The organism is Klebsiella sp. GW_Kp182 (genome assembly GCF_040062275.1).
In the GTDB taxonomy this organism is placed as follows: Bacteria; Pseudomonadota; Gammaproteobacteria; order Enterobacterales; family Enterobacteriaceae; genus Klebsiella; species Klebsiella michiganensis.
The window spans coordinates 429,856-449,204 of sequence record NZ_JBEAFQ010000001.1 but is presented as its reverse complement, the minus strand read 5'-3'; the positions used below and the strand labels follow the sequence as shown (position 1 = coordinate 449,204).

The following is a 19,349-nucleotide window of genomic DNA, read 5'->3' as shown; positions in this document are numbered from 1 at the left end:
ACCGCCCCGCAGACGACGGTGAATACGTAGCCCGGCTAAGCGCAGCGCGAGCCGGTAACAGGCCCAGTTGATACATCAACCCCGGCACACTCCCCGGGTCGCGGCGTAAACGCCTTACCCGGGCTACCGGCCCGCAGACGACGGTGAATTTGTAGCCCGGCTAAGCGCAGCGCGAGCCGGGAAGAAGCTGAGCTGATACATCAGCCCCGGCACACTCCCCGGGTCGCGGCGTAAACGCCTTACCCGGGCTACCGCCCCGCAGACGACGGTGAATACGTAGCCCGGCTAAGCGCAGCGCGAGCCGGGAAGAGGCTGAGCTGATACATCAACCCCGGCACACTCCCCGGGTCACGGCGTAAACGCCTTACCCAGGCTACCACTGTCCGGGCCAAGGGAGTTGCGGCATCGGGTAGCCCAGACAGGCGCAATGCGCCGCCTCCGGGAGAATGCGTTATCCGTTAGCAGCCACCTTGCGCAGATCGAACACGCGGCAGGCCTTACCCTCGGAGCGCGGAATGCTGCCGCAGTTAACAATGCTGATATCGGTCGAAATCCCCACCATCGACTTGATCCGGTGGCGCAGCTGGTGGCAAATCTGACAGCGCTGCTCGTGGTTCAGCGCCAGACCACTCTCTTTTAGCTCCACGCGCACCGAAAGTGAATCAAGATGGCCCCGGCGGTTGACTTCCAGCTGATAGTGCGGCGCCAAATGTTCGAACTTGAGGATCTCCTCTTCCAGCTGCGACGGGAAGACGTTCACGCCGCGGATAATCAGCATATCGTCGCTGCGCCCGCTGATGCGATCCATCCGGCGCATGGTGCGGGCGGTGCCCGGCAGCAGTCGCGTCAGGTCGCGGGTGCGGTAGCGGATCACCGGCAGCGCTTCTTTGGTCAGGGTGGTGAACAGCAGCTCGCCGTGTTCGCCGTCCGCCAGCGGCGTACCGGTGTCCGGATTCACCACTTCAGGGTAGAAGTGATCCTCCCAGATCGTCGGACCGTCGGCGGTTTCCAGACACTCCATCGCCACCCCCGGCCCCATCACCTCCGACAGGCCATAGATATCCAGCGCCGAAATCCCCAGACGACGTTCGATTTCCGCCCGCATCGCATGGGTCCACGGCTCCGCGCCGAACACGCCCACCCGCAGGGAGCAGCCGCTGGCGTCGCCGCCCATCTGGCGCTCCAGCTCTTCAATCAGGTTCAGACAGTAGGACGGCGTCACCATAATCATATCCGGCTTAAAATCGCGGATCAGCTGCGCCTGTTTTTCAGTCTGCCCGCCGGACATCGGTATCACCGTCGCGCCTAAACGCTCCGCGCCGTAGTGGGCGCCTAGCCCGCCGGTAAACAGACCATAGCCGTAGGCAACATGAATCTTGTCTTTTGCCGTCCCGCCCGCCGCGCGCAGGGAGCGGGCGACAATATTGGCCCAGTTATCAATATCGTTTTGCGTATAGCCCACCACCGTCGGTTTGCCGGTGGTGCCCGAAGACGCGTGGATACGCACCACCTGCTCCATCGGCACCGCAAAGGTATCAAAGGGGTAGTTGTCGCGCAGATCCTGCTTGGTGGTGCAGGGAAACTTGCTCAGATCGCTCAGTTCGTGAAAATCGTCAGGATGAATGCCCGCCGCGTCAAATTTACGGCGATACATCGGCACGTTCTCATACGCATGCTTAAGGGTCCACTTCAGACGCTGGGTTTGCAGGGCCTGTAGCTCGTCGCGCGATGCGGTTTCAATCGGGTCTAATTGAGTTATCGTTGTCATTTTGTAGGGTACTCGCAGGTAGATTCGCTCACACTCGCTCAAGGATCATGGCAATGCCCTGACCCACGCCAATACACATCGTACACAGCGCATAGCGCCCGCCGCGGCGCTGCAGCTCCAGGCTGGCGCTTAATGCCAGCCGGGCGCCGCTCATTCCCAACGGATGGCCTAAGGCGATGGCGCCGCCGTTGGGGTTAACATGCGGGGCATCATCCTCCAGCCCCAGCTGTCTGAGCACGCCCAGCGCCTGGGCGGCGAAGGCTTCATTCAGCTCAATCAGATCCATATCGTTTATACTCAGCCCGGCGCGCTCCAGCGCTTTACGTACCGCCGGTACCGGTCCAAGCCCCATCAGCTTCGGCTCGACGCCCGCCGTCGCCATCGCCACAATACGCGCCCGCGGCGTCAGCCCCTGGACGATGGCCTGCTGCGAGCTGGCGATAATCAGCGCCGCGGCGCCGTCGTTGACGCCGGAGGCATTACCCGCGGTCACTACGCCACCCTGACGGAACGGCGTTTTTAGCCGCGAAAGCTGTTCAATGGTGGTGTCCGCCCGCGGATGCTCGTCGTCGCGCACGACGTTTACCGCTCCTTTCCTGTCGACAACGTTTACCGGTACGATCTCCTGCGCCAGAATGCCGTCGCGCTGGGCCTGAGCCGTCCGCTGCTGGCTGCGGAAAGCGAAAGCGTCCTGATCGGCGCGGCTGATATTTAACAATTCAGCTACATTCTCCGCCGTTTCCGGCATGCTGTCAGTGCCAAATCGCTGCTGCATGAGCGGGTTCACAAAACGCCAGCCGATGGTGGTATCAAACAGCTCGGCCTGGCGCTGCCAGGGGGCGCTGGCTTTGGCCATCACAAACGGTGCGCGCGACATGGACTCGACGCCGCCGGCGATCATCAGATCCGCCTCTCCGGCTTTGATGGCGCGTGCGGCGAAGCCGATAGCGTCGAGACCGGAGCCGCACAGACGGTTAATGGTGGTGCCGGGTACGGTGTGCGGATAGCCCGCCAGCAGCGTCGCCATATGGGCCACGTTGCGGTTGTCTTCGCCGGCCTGGTTGGCGCAGCCGAGAATCACATCATCAATCGATGCCGGATCGAACTTCGGGTTACGGCTCAGCAGTTCGCGCAGCGGGATGGCGGCGAGGTCGTCGGCGCGCACGCTGGCCAGCGCCCCGCCGTAGCGGCCAATCGGCGTGCGGATCCCGTCACAAATAAAGGCGTCGCGCATCAGACTTCTCCTGTGATTGTGCCGCCGATGCGGTGCGATTTACCGCGGAACAGAGCGACAACTTTTTGCTGTTGGTTAACAATTTCTATGTCATAGACCCCGGTCAGCTTGCCCTGATGCTTAACTCTCGCCGTCGCGGTCAGCAGCTCGCCGACAAAGGCCGGACGCAGAAAATCGATGCTCGCCGCCGACGCGACCGCCGCCAGCCCCTGGCTGTTGCAGGCGTAGGCGAATGCGGTATCGGCGAGCGAAAACAGCTGTCCGCCGTGGCAGGTATGGTGGCCGTTGAGCATGTTCGGGGTGATCGCCATGGTCATCTGCGCGTAGCCCTGGTCCATCTCGATAATTTCAATTCCCAGCGCTTTCGCACAGTTATCGTTCTCGTACATCGCGCGGGCGTTGTGCCAGGCTTCATTGCTCATGATGTCTCTCCATCAGCGCCTTCTGGCGCAGCAGGGAACAGGGGCGATAGCGCTCTTCGCCGTAGTGCTGCTGCAGGTTTTCCAGCAGCCGCAGCACCCGGCCCCAGCCAAGTGATTCACCCCACGCCAGCGGGCCGCGCGGGTAGTTGACGCCCAGACGCATGGCGGTATCGATATCCTCCGCGCTGGCGACGCCCTTCTGCAGCGCGTCCAGCGCTTCGTTAACCAGCATCGCCACCGTCCGCCACACCAGCAGGCCGGGATAGTCGGCGATCTGCAGCACCTTTTTGCCCTGCTGCTGAAAATAGAAAGTCGCTTTATCGATCGCCGCCTGAGAGGTGGTTTCCGCGCTGGCCAGCACCACCGTATCGCCTGCGCTATGGTCGTAGACCACCACCGGGCGGCCGTGCTGAAGGCTTAACGCCAGGGCGGTTTCACCGGTCGTTTCCAGCAGCAGCACCTCGTCCAGATCGGTGACAACGTCACGTTTTATGCGCTTTGCTGCGCGTTCTGCCGATACGGCGGCCAAGGCCAGCTCAGGCTGCGCTTCGCCAGGCCAGCAGTAGACCCCCTGCCCGCTCTTTTTACCCAGCCGTCCGGCCAGCGCCAGCTCCTGCTGCAGCAGCGACGGCAGATAGCGGCGGTCCTGCCAGAAGGCGTTAAATACCGAACAGGTCACCGCAAAGTTGACGTCCTGGCCAATCAGGTCGGTCAGCGCCAGCGGCCCCATGGGAAAACCGCCGCCGTCGCGCAAGGCGGCGTCAATCACCTCCGGCGCGGCGACCTGCTCCTCCAGCGCTCGCCACGCTTCGGCATAAAAAGGCCGCGCCACGCGGTTGACGATAAAGCCGGGCGTTGAGCGGCAGCGAACCGGCTGCTTTCCCCAGTCGCTGACCCGCTGGCAGAGCTGTGCGACGACTTCCGCCGAGGTGGCCAGGCCGCTGACCACTTCCACCAGCTTCATTACCGGGGCCGGGTTAAAGAAGTGCAGCCCGGCGACCCGCTCCGGGTGTTTTATTCCCGCGGCGATGGCGGTGATCGATATCGACGACGTGTTGCTGACCAGCAGCGCTGACGGGGAGCAGATTTCGGCCAGCTGTTTGAACAGCGCTTTTTTCACGTCCAGGCGCTCGGAGGCGGCTTCAATAACCAACTCCGCACGGGCTAAAGCGCTCAGATCCTCAGCCGGTGCCAGACGCGACAGCAGCGCCCCGGCCTTTTCCGCCGCCAGCTTGCCGCGGCTGACGCGGGAGGCCAGCCGCTGGCGAATCCCGTCGATGGCGCGAACCACCGCCTCAGGGGCGATGTCGTAAATCAGTACCGGATGCCCGGCGGCGGCGGCCACTTCGGCAATGCCGGCGCCCATGGTGCCGCTGCCTATCACCGCGACGGTAGGTAACGTTGTGCTCATCGGCTATTTCCCGCTGAAGTGAGGTGGACGCTTCGCCAGAAAAGCGCTGACGCCTTCGCGATAGTCGGCGCTGCGTCCGGCCAGGCGCTGGTAGTCGCGCTCCAGGTCAAGCTGCTGGTCCAGGGTCTGGGTTTCCGCCAGCCGCAGCGCGTTTTTAATCAGCCCGAGGCCATAGGTCGGCTGGGCGGCCAGGTGCCGGGCCAGCGCCAGGCTGGTGTCTTTCAGCTCGGCGTCATCCACCACCTGCCAGATCATCCCCCACTGCGCCGCCTGCTCCGCGCTCAGGCTATCGCCCAGCAGCGCCAGCCCCATCGCGCGCGCGCGCCCCGCCACGCGCGGCAGAAACCAGCTGCCGCCGCAGTCCGGCACCAGACCAAGCTTGCTGAACGCCATAACGAACTTCGCTGAACGCGCCGCCAGCACGATATCGCAGCCCATCGCCAGCGTAGCCCCCGCGCCCGCCGCGACGCCGTTCACCGCGCAAATCACCGGTTTCGGCAGCGCCGCCAGACGGCGCACCAGGGGGTTGTAGAAACGCTCAACCGAGAGCCCGAGATCCGGAGCCGGCCCGCTGGGGTCGACGTTACGGTCATTTAAATCCTGCCCGGCGCAAAAACCGCGCCCCGCGCCGGTCACCAGCAGGCAGCGTATGCTGTCGTCGCGTTCGGCCTGTTTCAGGCACGCCGCCAGCTGCTGGTGCATCAGGTCGTTAAAACTGTTCAGACGGTCCGGGCGATTAAGGGTAATCGTCATCACGCCCTGTTCCACTTCGCTGAGAATGAAAGCTTCCACGATTAGCGTCCTTTAAATTCCGCAGTACGTTTATGTAAAAAGGCGTCGATGCCTTCGCGGCGATCTTCGGTCGCACTCAGCAAAGTAAACAGCTGGCGCTCCTGCTGAAGCCCGGCCTGCAGGCTCACCTCCTGCGACAGCCGCAAAGCCTGCTTAGCCGCGCGCAGCGCCAGCGGCGAGTGGCGAGCCACGGTTGCCGCCAGGCCGAGCGCGTATTCATCGGTGAGCGCTGGCGGATAAACCTCGCATACCAGCCCCGCCCGCTGCGCCTGATGGGCATCAATGCTTTCGCCGCTCAAGACCATCCGGCTGGCCAGCGCCTTACCGACGGAGCGGATCAGGCGCTGGGTCCCGCCCGCGCCCGGCATCATGCCGAGGGTGATTTCCGGCAGGCCGAAGCGGGCGTTATCGCCGGCGACAATCAGATCGCAGAGCAGCGCCAGCTCGCATCCGGCGCCGAGGGCATAGCCGTTAACCGAAGCGATCAGCGGTTTACTGAAGGCGTCGATACGCGCCCACAGCCGCGGGCGAATATCATCGAGCGTGGCGGGCAGATCTTTTTCCGCCATTTCGTTCAGGTCAGCCCCTGCGGCAAAGAAGCGTTCGTTACCGCTGATGACGCAGACGCCGACCGACGGGTCCAGCGCCGCCGCGTCGAGCACGTCGGCGATCTGCGTCAGCAGCGCGTTATTCAAAGCGTTGCGCGCCTGCGGGCGATTTAGCGTCAGCTGCAGTACGCGCGCGTGACGAGCAATGAACAGTTCGCTCATGCCATCCCCCGCGCGTCAAAGTCGACAACCACATCGTCGCTGGTGGGCAGCGCCTGACAGCTCAGCACGTAGCCCGCCGCCAGTTCGTCGGCTTCAAGGCTGTAGTTAGCGGCCATCGCCACCTCGCCGCGCAGCACTTTGCATTTACAGGTGGCGCAGACGCCCCCCTTGCAGGCAAACGGCAGGTCCGCCCCCTGGCGCAGCGCGGCGTCAAGAATGCTGTCATCCTCCGCGCTCAGGGCAATGATTCGGTCGCGGCCGTCCTGACGAATCGTGACCGCGCGGCCCTCCGCCTGGACGCCGGTAGCCCGCCTGGCGCGGCTGTCCGGGGTATTAAAACGTTCCAGATGAATCGCGTCCTCCGGTATGCCCAGCTCGCGCAGGGCGATCTCCGCTTCATCCATCATCGCCGCCGGGCCGCAGATAAAGGCGTGCTCGAAGCGGCTGAAGTCCAGCAGATGGGCGGCCAGTTCGCGCAGCTTGTCGCCGTTGATGCGCCCCTGCAGCAGATCGCTGTCCATCGACTCCTGGCTGAACAGGTGTACCACCTGCAGACGCTGCGGATAGCGGTCTTTCAGGTCGGCCAGCGCCTGACGGAACATCATGCTGTGGCTGCTGCGGTTGCCGTAAACCAGCGTGAAGCGGCTGTCGACTTCGGTGGCGAGGGTGGCGTCGATAATCGCCATCATCGGCGTAATGCCGGAGCCGGCGGCAATCGCCAGGTAGTCAGCGCAACGCCCGGCCTGCGGCTGGTAGCCGAAATGTCCCTGCGGCACCATCACGTCCAGCGCCATGCCTTGCTGAATGTCGCTCTGGGCATAGCGCGAGAAGCGCCCGCCGGCGATGGCCTTCACCGCCACGCTGATTTCACCCGGCGAGCGGCTGCGGCAAATGGAGTAGCAGCGCCTGAGCTCTTCCCCGCCAAGGCGCGCTTTCAGGGTCAGATGCTGGCCCGGACGGAAGGCGTATGCATTACGCAGCGCGTCGGGAATGGCAAAGGTGATGGTGACCGCATCGCGGGTTTCCGGCTCCACTTTCGCCACGGTAAGCGAATGAAATGTCGTCATCGCAACCTCAAATACATTTAAAGTAATCAAAGGGTTCCCGGCAGCTGTCGCAGCGATACAGCGCTTTGCAGGCCGTGGAACCGAATTCGCTAATCAGCGAGGTGTGGCGGCTGCCGCAGCGCGGGCAGACCACGTCCTCCGGCATGTGGGCATGGCAGGCATGGCCCTGCGGCGGACTGATGCCGTACTGGCGCAGGCGTTCACGCGCGTCCGGCCCCATCCAGTCGGTGGTCCACGGCGGGTCAAGCTGCAGCACGATATGCACCGGCGCGTAGCCGTTTTCCGTCATTGCCGCGCGGATTTCTCCCAGTAGATGTTCGGTGGCCGGGCAGCCCGAATAGGTTGGCGTGAAGCCAATCACCCAGCCATCGCCGCGGCGCTCCACGCTGCGCACCAGGCCGAGGTCGGTAATGGTCAGCACCGGCACTTCCGGATCGGGAATGGCGCCTAACAGATCCCAGACGGCGTGGACCTCCGGGGGCGCGATATCAACCAGACGTTGCATAATCCCCTCCTGCTACCACTGCTGGCCGGGATAGGCGCGCTGTAAATACTGCATCTCCGCCAGCAGCGGCCCGAGATGTTCGCTGTGCAGCCCCTGCTTACCGCCGCTGCGGAAAGCCGCTTCTTGCGGGATCTGCAAACCGGCGTCGATCAGCGCCGTGTGCACCGCGTTCTGCCATTCGGCCTGCAGTTCGCGGGGGTCGACGGCGATGCCCTGCGCACTCAGCTCAATTTCCAGCTCATCGGCCTGGAACAGCTCGCCGGTAAAGCGCCACAGGTTATCCACCGCGCTCTGCATTCTCTGGGCGGAAAGCGCCGTGCCGTAGCCCAGGCGCTCCAGCCAGCCGCGGCTAAAGCGCTGGTGGTAGCGCACCTCTTTCAGCGCCCTGGCGGCGATGGCGGCAAGCTGCGCATCGCGACTGCCGACCAGGCGGCCGAACAGCGCCACGTGCCAGACATCGATGAAAAACTGGCGAGCGAGGGTGTCGGCGAAGTTGCCGTTTGGCTGCTCCGCCAGCAGTAAATTGCAAAACTGGCGCTCGTCGCGGCCAAAGGCCAGGGTATCTTCATCGCCGCTGCCGGTCAGTTCGGCGGCGTAGCTGAGGAAATGGCGCGCCTGCCCCAGCAGGTCGAGGCCGATATTGGCCAGCGCCAGATCGATCTCCAGCTCCGGCGCATGGCCGCACCACTCGCCCAGACGCTGGGCCAGCACCAGGCCGTTATCGCCGAGGCGCAGGGCATAAGCGGCAACGGGGTTATCGTTTTTCATCGTGGCCTCACATATGTTCCATGCCGTCGGGCACGGTGTAGAAGGTGGGATGACGATAGACTTTGCTCTCCGCCGGGTCGAAAAATGCGCCGCGCTCTTCGGGCTGCGAGGCGACGATTTCGCTGGCCTTCACCACCCAAATCGAACAGCCTTCGCTGCGGCGGGTATAGGCATCGCGGGCGTTTTCCAGCGCCATCTGGTCATCGGCGGCGTGCAGACTGCCGACGTGGCGGTGCGACAGTCCCTGTTTGCTGCGAACGAACACTTCATATAACGGCCAGTAGTTTTTGCTCATCTTCATTCTCCTTACGCGGCGTCGCGAGCCTGCTGTTTTTGCGCATGCGCCAGCGCGGCTTCCCGCACCCACGCGCCCTCTTCCCATGCCTTGCGTTTAGCGCCCAGGCGTTCGTGGTTGCAGATCCCGCGTCCGGCAATCACTTCGTTAAATTCGTGCCAGTCGATGGCGCCAAAGCGGTAGTGGCCGCTGGTTTCATCCAGCCGCAAATCCGGGTCGGGTACGGTCATGCCGAGGATTTCCACCTGCGGAATGGTGTTATCGACAAAGCGCTGGCGCAGTTCGTCGTTCGAGTGGAGCTTGATTTTCCACGCCATGCTGCGGGCGCTGTTTGGCGAGTTATCGTCACCCGGGCCGAACATCATCAGCGCCGGCCACCAGAAACGGTTGATGGCGTCCTGCAGCATCTGCCGCTGCGCGTCGCTGCCCTGCGCCAGCGCCATGCAGGCTTCAAACCCCTGGCGCTGGTGAAAGCTCTCCTCTTTGCAGATCTTGACCATTGCCCGGGCGTAGGGTCCGTAGGAGGTGCGGCACAGCGCCACCTGATTGACGATGGCCGCGCCGTCCACCAGCCAGCCAATCACGCCGATATCCGCCCAGCTCAGGGTCGGGTAGTTAAAAATGGAGGAGTACTTCATCTTGCCGTCGAGCATCTTCTGATACAGGTCTTCGCGGGCGCAGCCGAGGGTTTCCGCCGCACTGTAGAGGTACAGGCCATGCCCGGCTTCATCCTGCACTTTCGCCAGCAGAATCGCTTTGCGCCTAAGGGTCGGCGCGCGAGTGATCCAGTTGCCTTCCGGCAACATGCCGACGATTTCCGAGTGCGCGTGCTGACCAATCTGGCGGATCAGCGTTTTGCGGTAGGCTTCCGGCATCCAGTCCTGCGGTTCGATGGCCGTCTCCTGCGCGATGCGCTGGTCAAAGCGTTGTTCTTCTGTCACGTCATCACCTTTATGATTCCAATAAGTTCGATTAAAAATAATTTTCGAATCACTTTGTTTTATAAAAGTTACATTCAGGTTAAATAAAACCACAAATTCTGTTTGTTCTTTTTGTGATAGCGACCGCAAAAGCTTTTGTAAAAACCCTTATTAACAAGATATTAAGTGCATAACGCAGATCATCACCGATCACAATGTTAATAAATTATTAAATGCGAGCTTGATTTTTATGATTCACCAAAGAACTATTTATAGATATTTCACGTAACACATCTGGAGATGAACCATGCAGCAGTTAGCCAGCTACTTGTCCGGCGCGTGGCAGACCGGCCGGGGCCACGCGCGTACCATCCATCACGCCATCAGCGGCGAAGCGCTATGGGAAGTCACCAGCGCGGGTCTGGATATGGCGCAGGCGCGACGCTTCGCGATTGAGCGCGGCGGCAAAGCGCTGGGGGCGATGAGCTTTATTGAGCGCAGCGCGATGCTGAAGGCGCTCGCCAGATATTTGCTGGAGCAGAAAGCAGAGCTGTACGCGATCTCCGCCGAAACCGGCGCCACCCGCGCCGATAGCTGGGTAGATATCGAAGGGGGCATTGGCACCCTTTTCACCTACGCCGGTCTCGGCAGCCGCGAGCTGCCGGACGATATCCTGTGGCCGGAAGATGAGCCGATCCCGCTGTCAAAACAGGGAGGCTTCGCCGCCCGCCACGTGCTCACGTCAAAATCCGGCGTGGCGGTGCATATCAACGCCTTTAACTTCCCCTGCTGGGGCATGCTGGAAAAGCTGGCGCCCACCTGGCTTGCCGGTATGCCCGCCATCATCAAACCGGCTACCGCCACCGCGCAGCTGACGCAGGCGATGGTCAAAATGATTGTTGATAGTGGGCTGGTGCCGGAGGGGGCAATCAGCCTGATCTGCGGCGGCGCGGGCGATCTGCTCGACCATCTCGATAGCCAGGACGTTGTCACCTTTACCGGCTCGGCCCGTACCGGACAGCAGCTGCGGGTGCATCCCAACCTGGTCGCGAAGTCCATTCCCTTCACCATGGAAGCTGATTCGCTGAACTGCTGCGTACTCGGTGACGACGTCACGCCGGCGCAGCCGGAGTTCGCGCTATTTATTCGCGAAGTGGTACGAGAGATGACGGCGAAGGCCGGGCAAAAGTGCACCGCCATCCGGCGTATTATTGTGCCGCAGGAGCAGGTGAAAGCGGTGAGCGACGCGCTGATTGCGCGCCTGCAAAAAGTGGTGGTCGGCGACCCGGCGCAGGAAGGCGTGAAGATGGGCGCGCTGGTCAACCACGAACAGCGTCAGGACGTGCAGGATAACGTCAACCGTCTGGTGGGCGCTGGATGTGACGTGCTGCTGGGCGGCCAGGCCGATTTCAGCGCCGCCGGCGCCTTCTTCCCGCCAACGCTGCTGTACTGCCCGCAGCCGGACGAGACCCCGGCGGTACACGCTATTGAAGCGTTTGGTCCCGTCGCCACCCTGATGCCGTATCAGAACGTTGAGCACGCCATGACCCTGGCGCGGGCCGGCGAAGGTAGCCTGGCCGGAACCCTGGTGACCGCCAGCGGCGAACTGGCGCGGGCGTTTATTCTCGGCGCCGCCCGCGCCCACGGGCGTATTCAGATACTGAACGAAGAGTCCTCCGCAGAATCAACCGGCCACGGCTCCCCGCTGCCGCAGCTGGTACACGGCGGCCCGGGGCGCGCCGGCGGCAGCGAAGAGCTGGGCGGCCTGCGGGCGGTGAAGCACTATATGCAGCGCACCGCGGTTCAGGGCAGCCCGACGATGCTCGCCGCCATTGGCCAGCAGTGGGTGCGCGGCGCGCAGGTGGTGGAAGACCGCATTCACCCGTTCCGTAAATATTTCGAGGAGATCCAGCCGGGCGACAGCCTGCTGACGCCGCGCCGCACCCTGACCGAGGCGGATATCGTCAACTTCGCCTGCCTGAGCGGCGATCACTTTTACGCTCATATGGATAAGATTGCCGCCGCGGAGTCGATTTTCGGCGAGCGCGTGGTGCACGGCTATTTCCTGATTTCCGCCGCTGCCGGGCTATTTGTTGACGCCGGGGTCGGCCCGGTGATCGCCAACTACGGAATGGAAAATCTGCGCTTTATCGAGCCGGTGAAGCCGGGGGATACCATCCAGGTACGCCTGACCTGCAAACGCAAAACGGTGAAACGCCAGCGCAGCGCGGAGGAGAAAGCGACCGGCGTCGTCGAGTGGGCGGTAGAGATTTTTAACCAGCACCAGCAGGCGGTCGCGCTCTACTCCATCCTGACCCTGGTGGCCCGCCAGCAGGGGGATTTTGCGGAGTAAATATTAGAAATTCGCCCATCTTTATCGCCCTCTTCATGCCTCTGCGGAGGCATTTTTTGTAACTGGCAAAACTGACAAACAACCTGGCAAAAGCAGGCAAACGCCTCGGCGCTGACCGCTGTTAGGTTAACGATACACAAGCCGACATTCGCAGCGGCGCTGCACAACACAACAATAAGGTGAGGTCTCAATGGCGATTCTTTCTCCCCGCAAAACGGCTCTGGCGTTGGCTGTTGCTCTGTTTTGCGCCTGGCAAAGCCCGGCGTTCGCCCACGGCGGCGAAGCCCATATGGTCCCGATGGACAAAACCCTGCAGGATTTTGGCGCGGACGTTCAGTGGGATGACTACGCGCAGATGTTTACCCTGATTAAAGACGGCGCTTACGTAAAGGTAAAACCGGGGGCGAAAACGGCCATCGTCAATGGTAAAACCCTGGAGCTGCAGGTGCCGGTAGTGATGAAAGACGGCAAAGCGTGGGTTTCTGACACCTTTATCAACGACGTGTTTCAGTCCGGTCTTGACCAGACTTTCCAGGTGGAAAAACGCCCGCATCCGCTGAACTCGCTGTCAGCGGCGGAAATCAGCGCAGCAGTCGCTATCGTTAAAGCCGCGGCGGATTTCAAACCCAATACCCGATTCACCGAGATCTCCCTGCGCGAGCCGGATAAAAAAGCGGTGTGGGATTTTGCCCTCAACGGTACGCCGGTCAACGCCCCGCGCGCTGCCGACGTGATCATGCTCGACGGCAAACACGTTATTGAGGCGGTGGTGGATTTACAGAATAAAAAAGTGCTTTCATGGACACCGATTAAAGACGCCCACGGCATGGTGCTGCTGGATGATTTCGCCAGCGTGCAGAACATCATCAACGCCAGCAGCGAATTTGCCGAAGTGTTAAAAAAGCACGGCATCGACGACCCGAGCAAGGTGATTACCACCCCGCTGACCGTCGGCTACTTCGACGGCAAAGATGGCCTCAAGCAGGACGCGCGGCTGCTGAAAGTGGTCAGCTATCTTGACGTTGGCGACGGTAACTACTGGGCGCATCCGATTGAAAACCTGGTAGCGGTGGTCGACCTTGAGCAGAAGAAGATCATCAAAATCGAAGAGGGGCCGACGATCCCGGTACCTATGGCGGCCCGCCCCTATGACGGGCGCGACCGCGTTGCGCCAAAGGTTAAACCGCTGGATATCATTGAGCCAGAGGGCAAAAACTACACCATTACCGGCGATATGATCCACTGGCAAAACTGGGATTTCCACCTGCGCATGAACTCCCGCGTTGGGCCGATTCTCTCCACCGTGACATATAACGATAACGGCAAGAAACGTCAGGTGATGTATGAAGGTTCGCTGGGCGGGATGATCGTCCCCTACGGCGACCCGGACGTGGGCTGGTACTTTAAGGCCTATCTCGATTCCGGCGACTACGGTATGGGCACCCTGACCTCACCTATCGTGCGCGGCAAGGACGCGCCGTCTAACGCGGTCCTGCTGGATGAAACCATCGCCGACTATACCGGCACGCCCACGACCATCCCGCGCGCAATCGCCATCTTCGAACGCTACGCCGGGCCGGAGTATAAGCATCAGGAGATGGGCAAGCCGAACGTCAGTACCCAGCGCCGCGAGCTGGTGGTGCGCTGGATCAGCACCGTCGGCAACTACGACTATATTTTTGACTGGGTATTCCACGAAAACGGCACCATCGGCATTGATGCCGGGGCGACCGGCATCGAAGCGGTGAAAGGCGTGCAGGCGAAGACCATGCACGATCCGAGCGCCAAAGAGGACACCCGCTACGGCACGCTGATTGACCATAATATTGTCGGCACCACCCACCAGCATATTTACAACTTCCGCCTCGATCTTGACGTTGACGGCGAGAACAACACGCTGGTAGCCATGGACCCGGAAGTGAAGCCGAATACCGCCGGCGGTCCGCGTACCAGCACCATGCAGATCAATCAGTACACGATTGATAGTGAGCAGAAAGCGGCGCAGAAATTTGACCCGGGCACCATTCGTCTGTTGAGCAATACCACGAAAGAAAACCGGATGGGTAACCCGGTGTCGTATCAGATTATCCCCTACGCGGGCGGCACGCATCCGGTCGCCACCGGGGCAAAATTCGCGCCTGATGAGTGGATTTACCATCGTCTGAGCTTTATGGATAAGCAGCTGTGGGTCACCCGCTATCATCCCACCGAGCGCTTCCCGGAAGGCAAGTACCCTAACCGTTCGATTCACGACACCGGCCTCGGCCAGTACGCGAAAGATGACGAGTCGCTGGACAACCATGATGACGTGGTGTGGATCACCACCGGCACCACCCACGTGGCCCGCGCCGAGGAGTGGCCGATTATGCCGACCGAGTGGGCGCACGCGCTGCTGAAACCGTGGAACTTCTTTGACGAGACGCCGACGCTGGGCGAGAAGAAACAATAGGCACGTCACGGCCTCAGCGATGGGGCCGTTTTTATTTATCCGCGGTCAATGCACATGCAGCGGGCAGCAGGACCGGTATAGCCTGTTTTTCAACTTCTTTTGCCATATATGTTAGATGTCGGCGATTAACTTATATGGCATAAAAGCAGGCAACGAATATCAATGAGAATGGCTTTATGTCGCTTTACGATCTCAGAACCGAAGCGCAGGCATTGCCGGCGTCCTGGCGCTCCCGGATCTTAGGCCGCGTTGGGGCAACGAATCTCAAAGTCCTGCGCATGGATGCCCACTCTGTCGCTGAGGAGGTACATGAATATGACGAGGGATTACTGGTTATAGACGGACGTCTGGAACTGAGCGTGCAGGAGAAAAAAATTTCCGTCGCGCCCGGCCAGCTTTATATAGCCAAAGCGGGAATTCCTCATACGGTAGAAGCAGGCAGCTTTGGCACCCTGGTGATTATAGATTTACCAGACAGCGGTTTCAGCGGCGCATCCCCTGCTGATTAAGTGAAATGTGCGGTAGACAGCGTTGTGCCAAAAGCGGATTTTTTTAGACAGCCATTCAATCTTTCAACGAGCTCAATTCTTCAGCGAGCCATTGTCTTAGAATGCTTATTTTAAATGAGTCCTGATTATCTGAACGGTAGACTAAATCGTACCCCCGCTCAGCCTTAAGCTTGAACTGTGGAAACGGAACAACAAGCCTTCCAGCAGCGACATCATCTGCAATCAGAACGCTGCGTCCCAAAGCAACGCCTTCGCCACGTATAGCCGCCTCAGTCGCCATGCTGCCAAGAGTCCATAAGGGCCCCTGCTGGCAGCAAAAATTTTTTTCTCCGGCCATCTCAAACCATGCCTTCCAGTTCGCCTGCATTCTGTACTCATGCAGAAGAACGCAATTTAAAAGTCCCTTAATCTCTGTCAGACCATTATGTTTCTCAAGAAAATCTGGGCTACAGACAGGAGTGACTGTTTCATCGAACATACGTTCAGACGAAACATCTCGATAATTGCCAAGGCCGTAACGAATGGCAGCATCTACCTGGCCATCATTAAGATCCACATTAACGTCAGTAACATCCAGCTCAATTTCAAATTCAGGATATCTCTGCCTGAACCGACTTAAACGCGGTTCTAACCACTTACTGGCAAATGAAACCGTTGTACTTATACGTAAACTTTTTATCAGGTTTCTTCCTCGCAGACGCTCGGACTCCCGCATTAAATCGCTCAAAAGACGGGTAACCAGTTGGTGAAATTCAGCCCCTTGCTCCGTCAGAATTATCTGCCGCGTCAGCCTGAAAAATAGCTTTAACCCCAGATGCTCTTCGAGCTTCCGGATTTGCCGGCTTATCGCACCATGCGTAACGTGCAACTCCGCTGCCGCCAGCGTCATGCTTGAGAGGCGGGCTGTGGCTTCAAAAGCGCGCAGAGTTTGCAATGGGGGAAGGCGATCGAACATCATACGCGTGATAATAATTCACGCGTGTTGTGAGAACAAATGATTTGTCAGGCCAGAGTCCAAAAATCAAAATTAACAAAAAGAACATTATTATTTTCATAGCGATACCCGGAGGAATAATGGAAAGTTTGTTTACGGGACACTCGGACCTGGCCGGCCTAATGCTCATATTCTTGAAAATATCGGGGGAACATGGCAGGAAGGCCACGTTGGGGGTTCTTTATTAGAGAAAGGCTGGGGTGCAGAGATGGGTTATCCGGGAATTGTACTGGATGACTCAGGTCATCGTGTACCGGGTTTTCTTTTCAAGTCAGAGAATTTACATAATCACTGGCACCTACTCGATGAGTTCGAAGGTTCTGAGTATGAACGGGTTCCTGTAGAGGTAACCACATCGACCGGTCAGACAGTGCAATCATGTCTCTATATGCTCAAAGCATAAACTGTTAGCGGCTGGTCCTGGTTCAGGTCGAGATTTTTAACTGTGTCTGTTAACAAATAAAGGTGACTGTCGGCCGGTTACAGGTAATCTGACGATGTCAGCAAGCCAGTTCATATATGGCTGATTGAACGACCAATGATGCTAAAACGCTCTGCAGGTTCTAATACAGAGAATAAATCATCCTTAATGCATCATGCACAAATCTTTAGCCCTATCTATGTCCGCTTCTCGCTCATAGCGGACCTTTGCACTTGTCCGTTTCGTGCCGTAGGCGGACGTTGCAGTATCTTCCACTTTCGGCTCGAATCAGTCTGAGGTAACGTAGCAGAAATTTTTTTCCGGACTCAACCACGATGCCTTCCATCGAAACGTTTATGACTTTCCTTCTCGCGCTGACGCTTCTGGAAATTTCTCCGGGGCCAGACATGATGCTGACCATCGCCAGAGGAGTCGGTCAGGGAAGACGTATTGCACTGCTTACGGTTCTGGGCAATGTCTTTGTCGCAGGTTTTGTGCAAGTTTCTTTTCTTGTTCTTGGGCTGGTGACCGTTGTGCATGCCTGGCCAGTTGCGCTGGATCTGCTAAGGTGGGCTGGTGCGGCTTATCTGATGTGGCTGGGCATAAAAATGATAGCGACTTCAGGCACAGATACTCGGCTGCGAAAAACCGCAATAATTTCTGACTGGAATGCGGTTAAGGAAGGTGCCCTGAACAGCCTGACGAACCCAAAATCCCTGCTGTTCATGTTTGCTTTTCTTCCTCAGTTTATCGATCCCGCCGCGGGTCCTGTCTGGCTGCAATTGCTTGTTCTGGGGAGTATTCAAAAGCTGGCAGGAATTGTTTCCCTGGGGTCAGTCGCAATGGCATCAGGGACATTTGGAAACTGGCTACGTAAACACCCAGGCTTTATCAAATGGCAGGAACGATTTACAGGCGTTGTCATGATAGGCCTTGGTATCCGCATGTTGTTCAGCGGGTCTGGTGTAGTCTCGAAATCTGCCCGGTAAGTTTTACCGAAACATTAAACCCAGTGTCCGCCTCTCGCTCATAGCAGCTCTCGCGACGCTTCAGATGGTCCGCTTTGTGCCAGGAGCGGACTGTCCAAGCCGAAGACGATTTTGAGTGTCTTCGCCGGAAATGCCGCCTTTCACCGCTAAGCGTTATAAACGCTCAAAACCGTAAAATGTGATAAGTGAAGCCACTATTCTTCATCTATGAACTTATCTGCTTCAGGAGAATAATGCTGACAAACGCATGCCAGCTTATGCCCGTCAGGATCGCGCAGATAGGCAACATAAAAGTCGGGGCCGTATGCGGTTCGTGTACCTGGATCGCCTTCATTCTCCCCTCCCGCAAGGAGGCCTGCTGCATGAAACCGCCTGACAAGGTCAGCGCTGTCTGCATGGAATGCGAACATTGTCCCGTTTCCCGCCGTTGCGGGATGCCGGTCAAAAGGAGGACAAATACAGAAGTTGAATACCTCATGTGGATTATTTTCATCTCCCCACATTGCCCAGCTTTCTGTCCAGGCTGGCAGTCGTGAGTAGCCAAGAACTTTAAAAATCGCCTCATAAAAGTCCACGGAGCGCTGAAAGTCATTTGTACCTATAGTGATATAAGCCAGCATCTTAGTGCATCCTCTTCGCCCTTTTTTGAACAGACATGATATCTCTCTGAGTCGCGATGAACTATTTCCGCGGATGCGCCTGTTGCCGCTTTGGAACCTGAGCACCGACGGTTACGGCATACCATGTCCTGTTAATCTCTTCGACTACAAGAAAAAATAGCCGGGAAGACATTATCCCTGGGGTTGACACTGGCTTGCCAGCCAGCGACCGACTTCAGGCCATATTTTTTCCGCACATCGGGTACGGAAAAAGCCCATGTGGCCGACGACCGGAATACCATAATCCGCGTGCCGGATCTCGCGGCGTTCAATTTTTGCGTTTTCCACCGGCGCCATCAGGCGCGTAATCGCTGCAGAATTAGCCCAGGGATCGTCATCAAAACCGAGTACCAGAAGGGGTAACGTGACTTCGCTTGCCCGTCGGCGCGCATCCCAGGCGCGATCGTCATAAAAATAGTCGGGCATGGCACTCCAGCGCCCCCATTGCAGCATGACGGGCGCGGGTAAATCTTCCCCCAGCCCGAGGCGTCTGGCAGGCATATAGCCAAAGGTACGACACAGAACCGGCGCCAGAATACGTAATAAAAACCAGACTCTGAGCTTTTCCTGCGTTTGTTTAATTGTGCGGGTGACGCCAGCGTGCGAAGCAACAAGAACCGCCGCATGCAGCGACCGGGTGGCCGTCGAAAGCAGAATAGCGTGCCCGCCAACGCTGTGCCCTACCGCCATCAGCAGAAGATTGGGGAAACGCAGCTTTGCCCAGGCGGTAACGCAGCCGACATCCTGCTCGATCCAGTCGGACATAGAGACATGACAGTGTTGTAGCGTGCCTGACCTGGAATGACCTATCCCCCGATAGTCGTAGGTCAGAACATTGAATCCCATTGCGTAAAGGTACTCAGCGAAGTCCTTGTAAAACGCCTGTGATACCGCGGTGGCAGGATGGAGGATCACCAGCGCTTTAGCATCGCTTCTCTCCCATACTGTGGCAGCCAGAACATCCCCCTGATTTACAGGGATTGTTATCAGGTTCATAAAAGATATCCGCCTATGTGGTCATAC

The 19,349-nt window shown here is 59.0% G+C and carries 18 protein-coding genes and 1 pseudogene; 5 read left to right on the top strand and 14 right to left on the bottom strand.

Annotated features, from left to right (window positions below; all coding sequences use genetic code 11):
• Positions 1 to 451: 451 nt before the first annotated feature.
• Genes paaK through paaA form a run of 11 tightly spaced genes read right to left on the bottom strand, consistent with a single transcriptional unit; the run spans position 452 to position 9,973 of the window.
• On the bottom strand, positions 452 to 1,768 hold the full coding sequence (gene paaK / locus ABLU88_RS02155) for a phenylacetate--CoA ligase PaaK (protein WP_004850513.1): 1,317 nt from the start codon (positions 1,766 to 1,768) through the stop codon (positions 452 to 454).
• Positions 1,769 to 1,796: 28 nt separating this feature from the next.
• Positions 1,797 to 3,002, bottom strand: a complete 1,206-nt coding sequence (gene pcaF / locus ABLU88_RS02150; protein ID WP_048263577.1) for a 3-oxoadipyl-CoA thiolase — start codon at positions 3,000 to 3,002, stop codon at positions 1,797 to 1,799.
• Positions 3,002 to 3,424 carry a hydroxyphenylacetyl-CoA thioesterase PaaI gene (paaI, locus tag ABLU88_RS02145; protein WP_025107920.1) on the bottom strand — a complete coding sequence of 141 codons (423 nt, stop codon included), beginning with the start codon at positions 3,422 to 3,424 and terminating at the stop codon, positions 3,002 to 3,004. The genes pcaF and paaI overlap by 1 nt, the downstream gene beginning before the upstream one ends.
• Entirely contained in the window at positions 3,414 to 4,835 is a 1,422-nt protein-coding gene (locus tag ABLU88_RS02140; RefSeq protein WP_025107921.1) for a 3-hydroxyacyl-CoA dehydrogenase, read from the bottom strand. Before ABLU88_RS02140 ends, paaI begins: the two co-directional genes overlap by 11 nt.
• Positions 4,836 to 4,838: 3 nt before the next feature.
• Positions 4,839 to 5,627, bottom strand: coding sequence for a 2-(1,2-epoxy-1,2-dihydrophenyl)acetyl-CoA isomerase PaaG (gene paaG, locus ABLU88_RS02135; RefSeq protein ID WP_025107922.1), 789 nt, complete (start codon positions 5,625 to 5,627; stop codon positions 4,839 to 4,841).
• A gap of 2 nt (positions 5,628 to 5,629) precedes the next feature.
• Positions 5,630 to 6,397 (bottom strand): 2,3-dehydroadipyl-CoA hydratase PaaF, encoded by a 768-nt coding sequence (paaF, locus tag ABLU88_RS02130; RefSeq protein WP_025107923.1) that lies wholly within the window; start codon positions 6,395 to 6,397, stop codon positions 5,630 to 5,632.
• On the bottom strand, positions 6,394 to 7,464 hold the full coding sequence (gene paaE, locus ABLU88_RS02125; RefSeq protein WP_102803559.1) for a 1,2-phenylacetyl-CoA epoxidase subunit PaaE: 1,071 nt from the start codon (positions 7,462 to 7,464) through the stop codon (positions 6,394 to 6,396). The genes paaF and paaE overlap by 4 nt, the downstream gene beginning before the upstream one ends.
• 7 nt (positions 7,465 to 7,471) lie before the next feature.
• Complete coding sequence (paaD, locus tag ABLU88_RS02120; protein ID WP_004850498.1) at positions 7,472 to 7,969, bottom strand: 1,2-phenylacetyl-CoA epoxidase subunit PaaD; 498 nt, start codon at positions 7,967 to 7,969, stop codon at positions 7,472 to 7,474.
• A 12-nt stretch (positions 7,970 to 7,981) separates the two neighbouring features.
• A complete protein-coding gene (gene paaC / locus ABLU88_RS02115; RefSeq protein WP_348836139.1) occupies positions 7,982 to 8,737 on the bottom strand; it encodes a 1,2-phenylacetyl-CoA epoxidase subunit PaaC in 756 nt (251 codons plus the stop codon).
• Between the two features lie 7 nt (positions 8,738 to 8,744).
• Entirely contained in the window at positions 8,745 to 9,032 is a 288-nt protein-coding gene (gene paaB / locus ABLU88_RS02110; protein ID WP_004850493.1) for a 1,2-phenylacetyl-CoA epoxidase subunit PaaB, read from the bottom strand.
• Between the two features lie 11 nt (positions 9,033 to 9,043).
• A complete protein-coding gene (paaA, locus tag ABLU88_RS02105) occupies positions 9,044 to 9,973 on the bottom strand; it encodes a 1,2-phenylacetyl-CoA epoxidase subunit PaaA (protein WP_025107926.1) in 930 nt (309 codons plus the stop codon).
• Between the two features lie 286 nt (positions 9,974 to 10,259).
• On the opposite strand from paaA, the gene paaZ reads away from it, so the two are divergent.
• The 3 genes from paaZ (at position 10,260) to ABLU88_RS02090 (ending at position 15,263) form a co-directional block, all read left to right on the top strand.
• Positions 10,260 to 12,305, top strand: a complete 2,046-nt coding sequence (gene paaZ, locus ABLU88_RS02100; RefSeq protein WP_186006544.1) for a phenylacetic acid degradation bifunctional protein PaaZ — start codon at positions 10,260 to 10,262, stop codon at positions 12,303 to 12,305.
• A 190-nt stretch (positions 12,306 to 12,495) separates the two neighbouring features.
• On the top strand, positions 12,496 to 14,754 hold the full coding sequence (gene tynA, locus ABLU88_RS02095; protein WP_348836138.1) for a primary-amine oxidase: 2,259 nt from the start codon (positions 12,496 to 12,498) through the stop codon (positions 14,752 to 14,754).
• A gap of 176 nt (positions 14,755 to 14,930) precedes the next feature.
• A complete protein-coding gene (locus ABLU88_RS02090; protein WP_046877267.1) occupies positions 14,931 to 15,263 on the top strand; it encodes a cupin domain-containing protein in 333 nt (110 codons plus the stop codon).
• Positions 15,264 to 15,318: 55 nt separating this feature from the next.
• Here ABLU88_RS02090 and gcvA read toward each other — a convergent pair whose 3' ends face one another.
• Positions 15,319 to 16,221 carry a transcriptional regulator GcvA gene (gcvA, locus tag ABLU88_RS02085; protein WP_348836137.1) on the bottom strand — a complete coding sequence of 301 codons (903 nt, stop codon included), beginning with the start codon at positions 16,219 to 16,221 and terminating at the stop codon, positions 15,319 to 15,321.
• Positions 16,222 to 16,345: 124 nt separating this feature from the next.
• On the opposite strand from gcvA, the pseudogene ABLU88_RS02080 reads away from it, so the two are divergent.
• Both ABLU88_RS02080 and ABLU88_RS02075 read left to right on the top strand, forming a co-directional pair.
• Positions 16,346 to 16,660, top strand: a pseudogene (locus ABLU88_RS02080) (gamma-glutamylcyclotransferase family protein); the annotation flags it as partial.
• Positions 16,661 to 17,013: 353 nt separating this feature from the next.
• On the top strand, positions 17,014 to 17,667 hold the full coding sequence (locus ABLU88_RS02075) for a LysE family translocator (protein ID WP_046877265.1): 654 nt from the start codon (positions 17,014 to 17,016) through the stop codon (positions 17,665 to 17,667).
• A gap of 194 nt (positions 17,668 to 17,861) precedes the next feature.
• Here the strand turns inward: ABLU88_RS02075 and ABLU88_RS02070 are convergent, their stop codons facing one another.
• Positions 17,862 to 18,287 (bottom strand): VOC family protein, encoded by a 426-nt coding sequence (locus ABLU88_RS02070; RefSeq protein ID WP_348836136.1) that lies wholly within the window; start codon positions 18,285 to 18,287, stop codon positions 17,862 to 17,864.
• A gap of 171 nt (positions 18,288 to 18,458) precedes the next feature.
• Positions 18,459 to 19,322 carry an alpha/beta fold hydrolase gene (locus ABLU88_RS02065; RefSeq protein WP_348836135.1) on the bottom strand — a complete coding sequence of 288 codons (864 nt, stop codon included), beginning with the start codon at positions 19,320 to 19,322 and terminating at the stop codon, positions 18,459 to 18,461.
• Positions 19,323 to 19,349 lie beyond the last annotated feature (27 nt).

Excerpts from the sequence above, each read along its gene's own strand:
- paaI (WP_025107920.1), bottom strand. The coding sequence starts at position 3,424 with ATGAGCAATGAAGCCTGGCACAACGCCCGCGCGATGTACGAGAACGAT.
- ABLU88_RS02090 (WP_046877267.1), top strand. The coding sequence starts at position 14,931 with ATGTCGCTTTACGATCTCAGAACCGAAGCGCAGGCATTGCCGGCGTCC.
- paaD (WP_004850498.1), bottom strand. The coding sequence starts at position 7,969 with ATGCAACGTCTGGTTGATATCGCGCCCCCGGAGGTCCACGCCGTCTGG.
- paaZ (WP_186006544.1), top strand. The coding sequence starts at position 10,260 with ATGCAGCAGTTAGCCAGCTACTTGTCCGGCGCGTGGCAGACCGGCCGG.
- paaK (WP_004850513.1), bottom strand. The coding sequence starts at position 1,768 with ATGACAACGATAACTCAATTAGACCCGATTGAAACCGCATCGCGCGAC.
- tynA (WP_348836138.1), top strand. The coding sequence starts at position 12,496 with ATGGCGATTCTTTCTCCCCGCAAAACGGCTCTGGCGTTGGCTGTTGCT.
- ABLU88_RS02140 (WP_025107921.1), bottom strand. The coding sequence starts at position 4,835 with ATGAGCACAACGTTACCTACCGTCGCGGTGATAGGCAGCGGCACCATG.
- paaC (WP_348836139.1), bottom strand. The coding sequence starts at position 8,737 with ATGAAAAACGATAACCCCGTTGCCGCTTATGCCCTGCGCCTCGGCGAT.
- gcvA (WP_348836137.1), bottom strand. The coding sequence starts at position 16,221 with ATGATGTTCGATCGCCTTCCCCCATTGCAAACTCTGCGCGCTTTTGAA.
- ABLU88_RS02070 (WP_348836136.1), bottom strand. The coding sequence starts at position 18,287 with ATGCTGGCTTATATCACTATAGGTACAAATGACTTTCAGCGCTCCGTG.
- paaE (WP_102803559.1), bottom strand. The coding sequence starts at position 7,464 with ATGACGACATTTCATTCGCTTACCGTGGCGAAAGTGGAGCCGGAAACC.
- paaB (WP_004850493.1), bottom strand. The coding sequence starts at position 9,032 with ATGAGCAAAAACTACTGGCCGTTATATGAAGTGTTCGTTCGCAGCAAA.
- paaF (WP_025107923.1), bottom strand. The coding sequence starts at position 6,397 with ATGAGCGAACTGTTCATTGCTCGTCACGCGCGCGTACTGCAGCTGACG.
- ABLU88_RS02075 (WP_046877265.1), top strand. The coding sequence starts at position 17,014 with ATGCCTTCCATCGAAACGTTTATGACTTTCCTTCTCGCGCTGACGCTT.
- ABLU88_RS02065 (WP_348836135.1), bottom strand. The coding sequence starts at position 19,322 with ATGAACCTGATAACAATCCCTGTAAATCAGGGGGATGTTCTGGCTGCC.
- pcaF (WP_048263577.1), bottom strand. The coding sequence starts at position 3,002 with ATGCGCGACGCCTTTATTTGTGACGGGATCCGCACGCCGATTGGCCGC.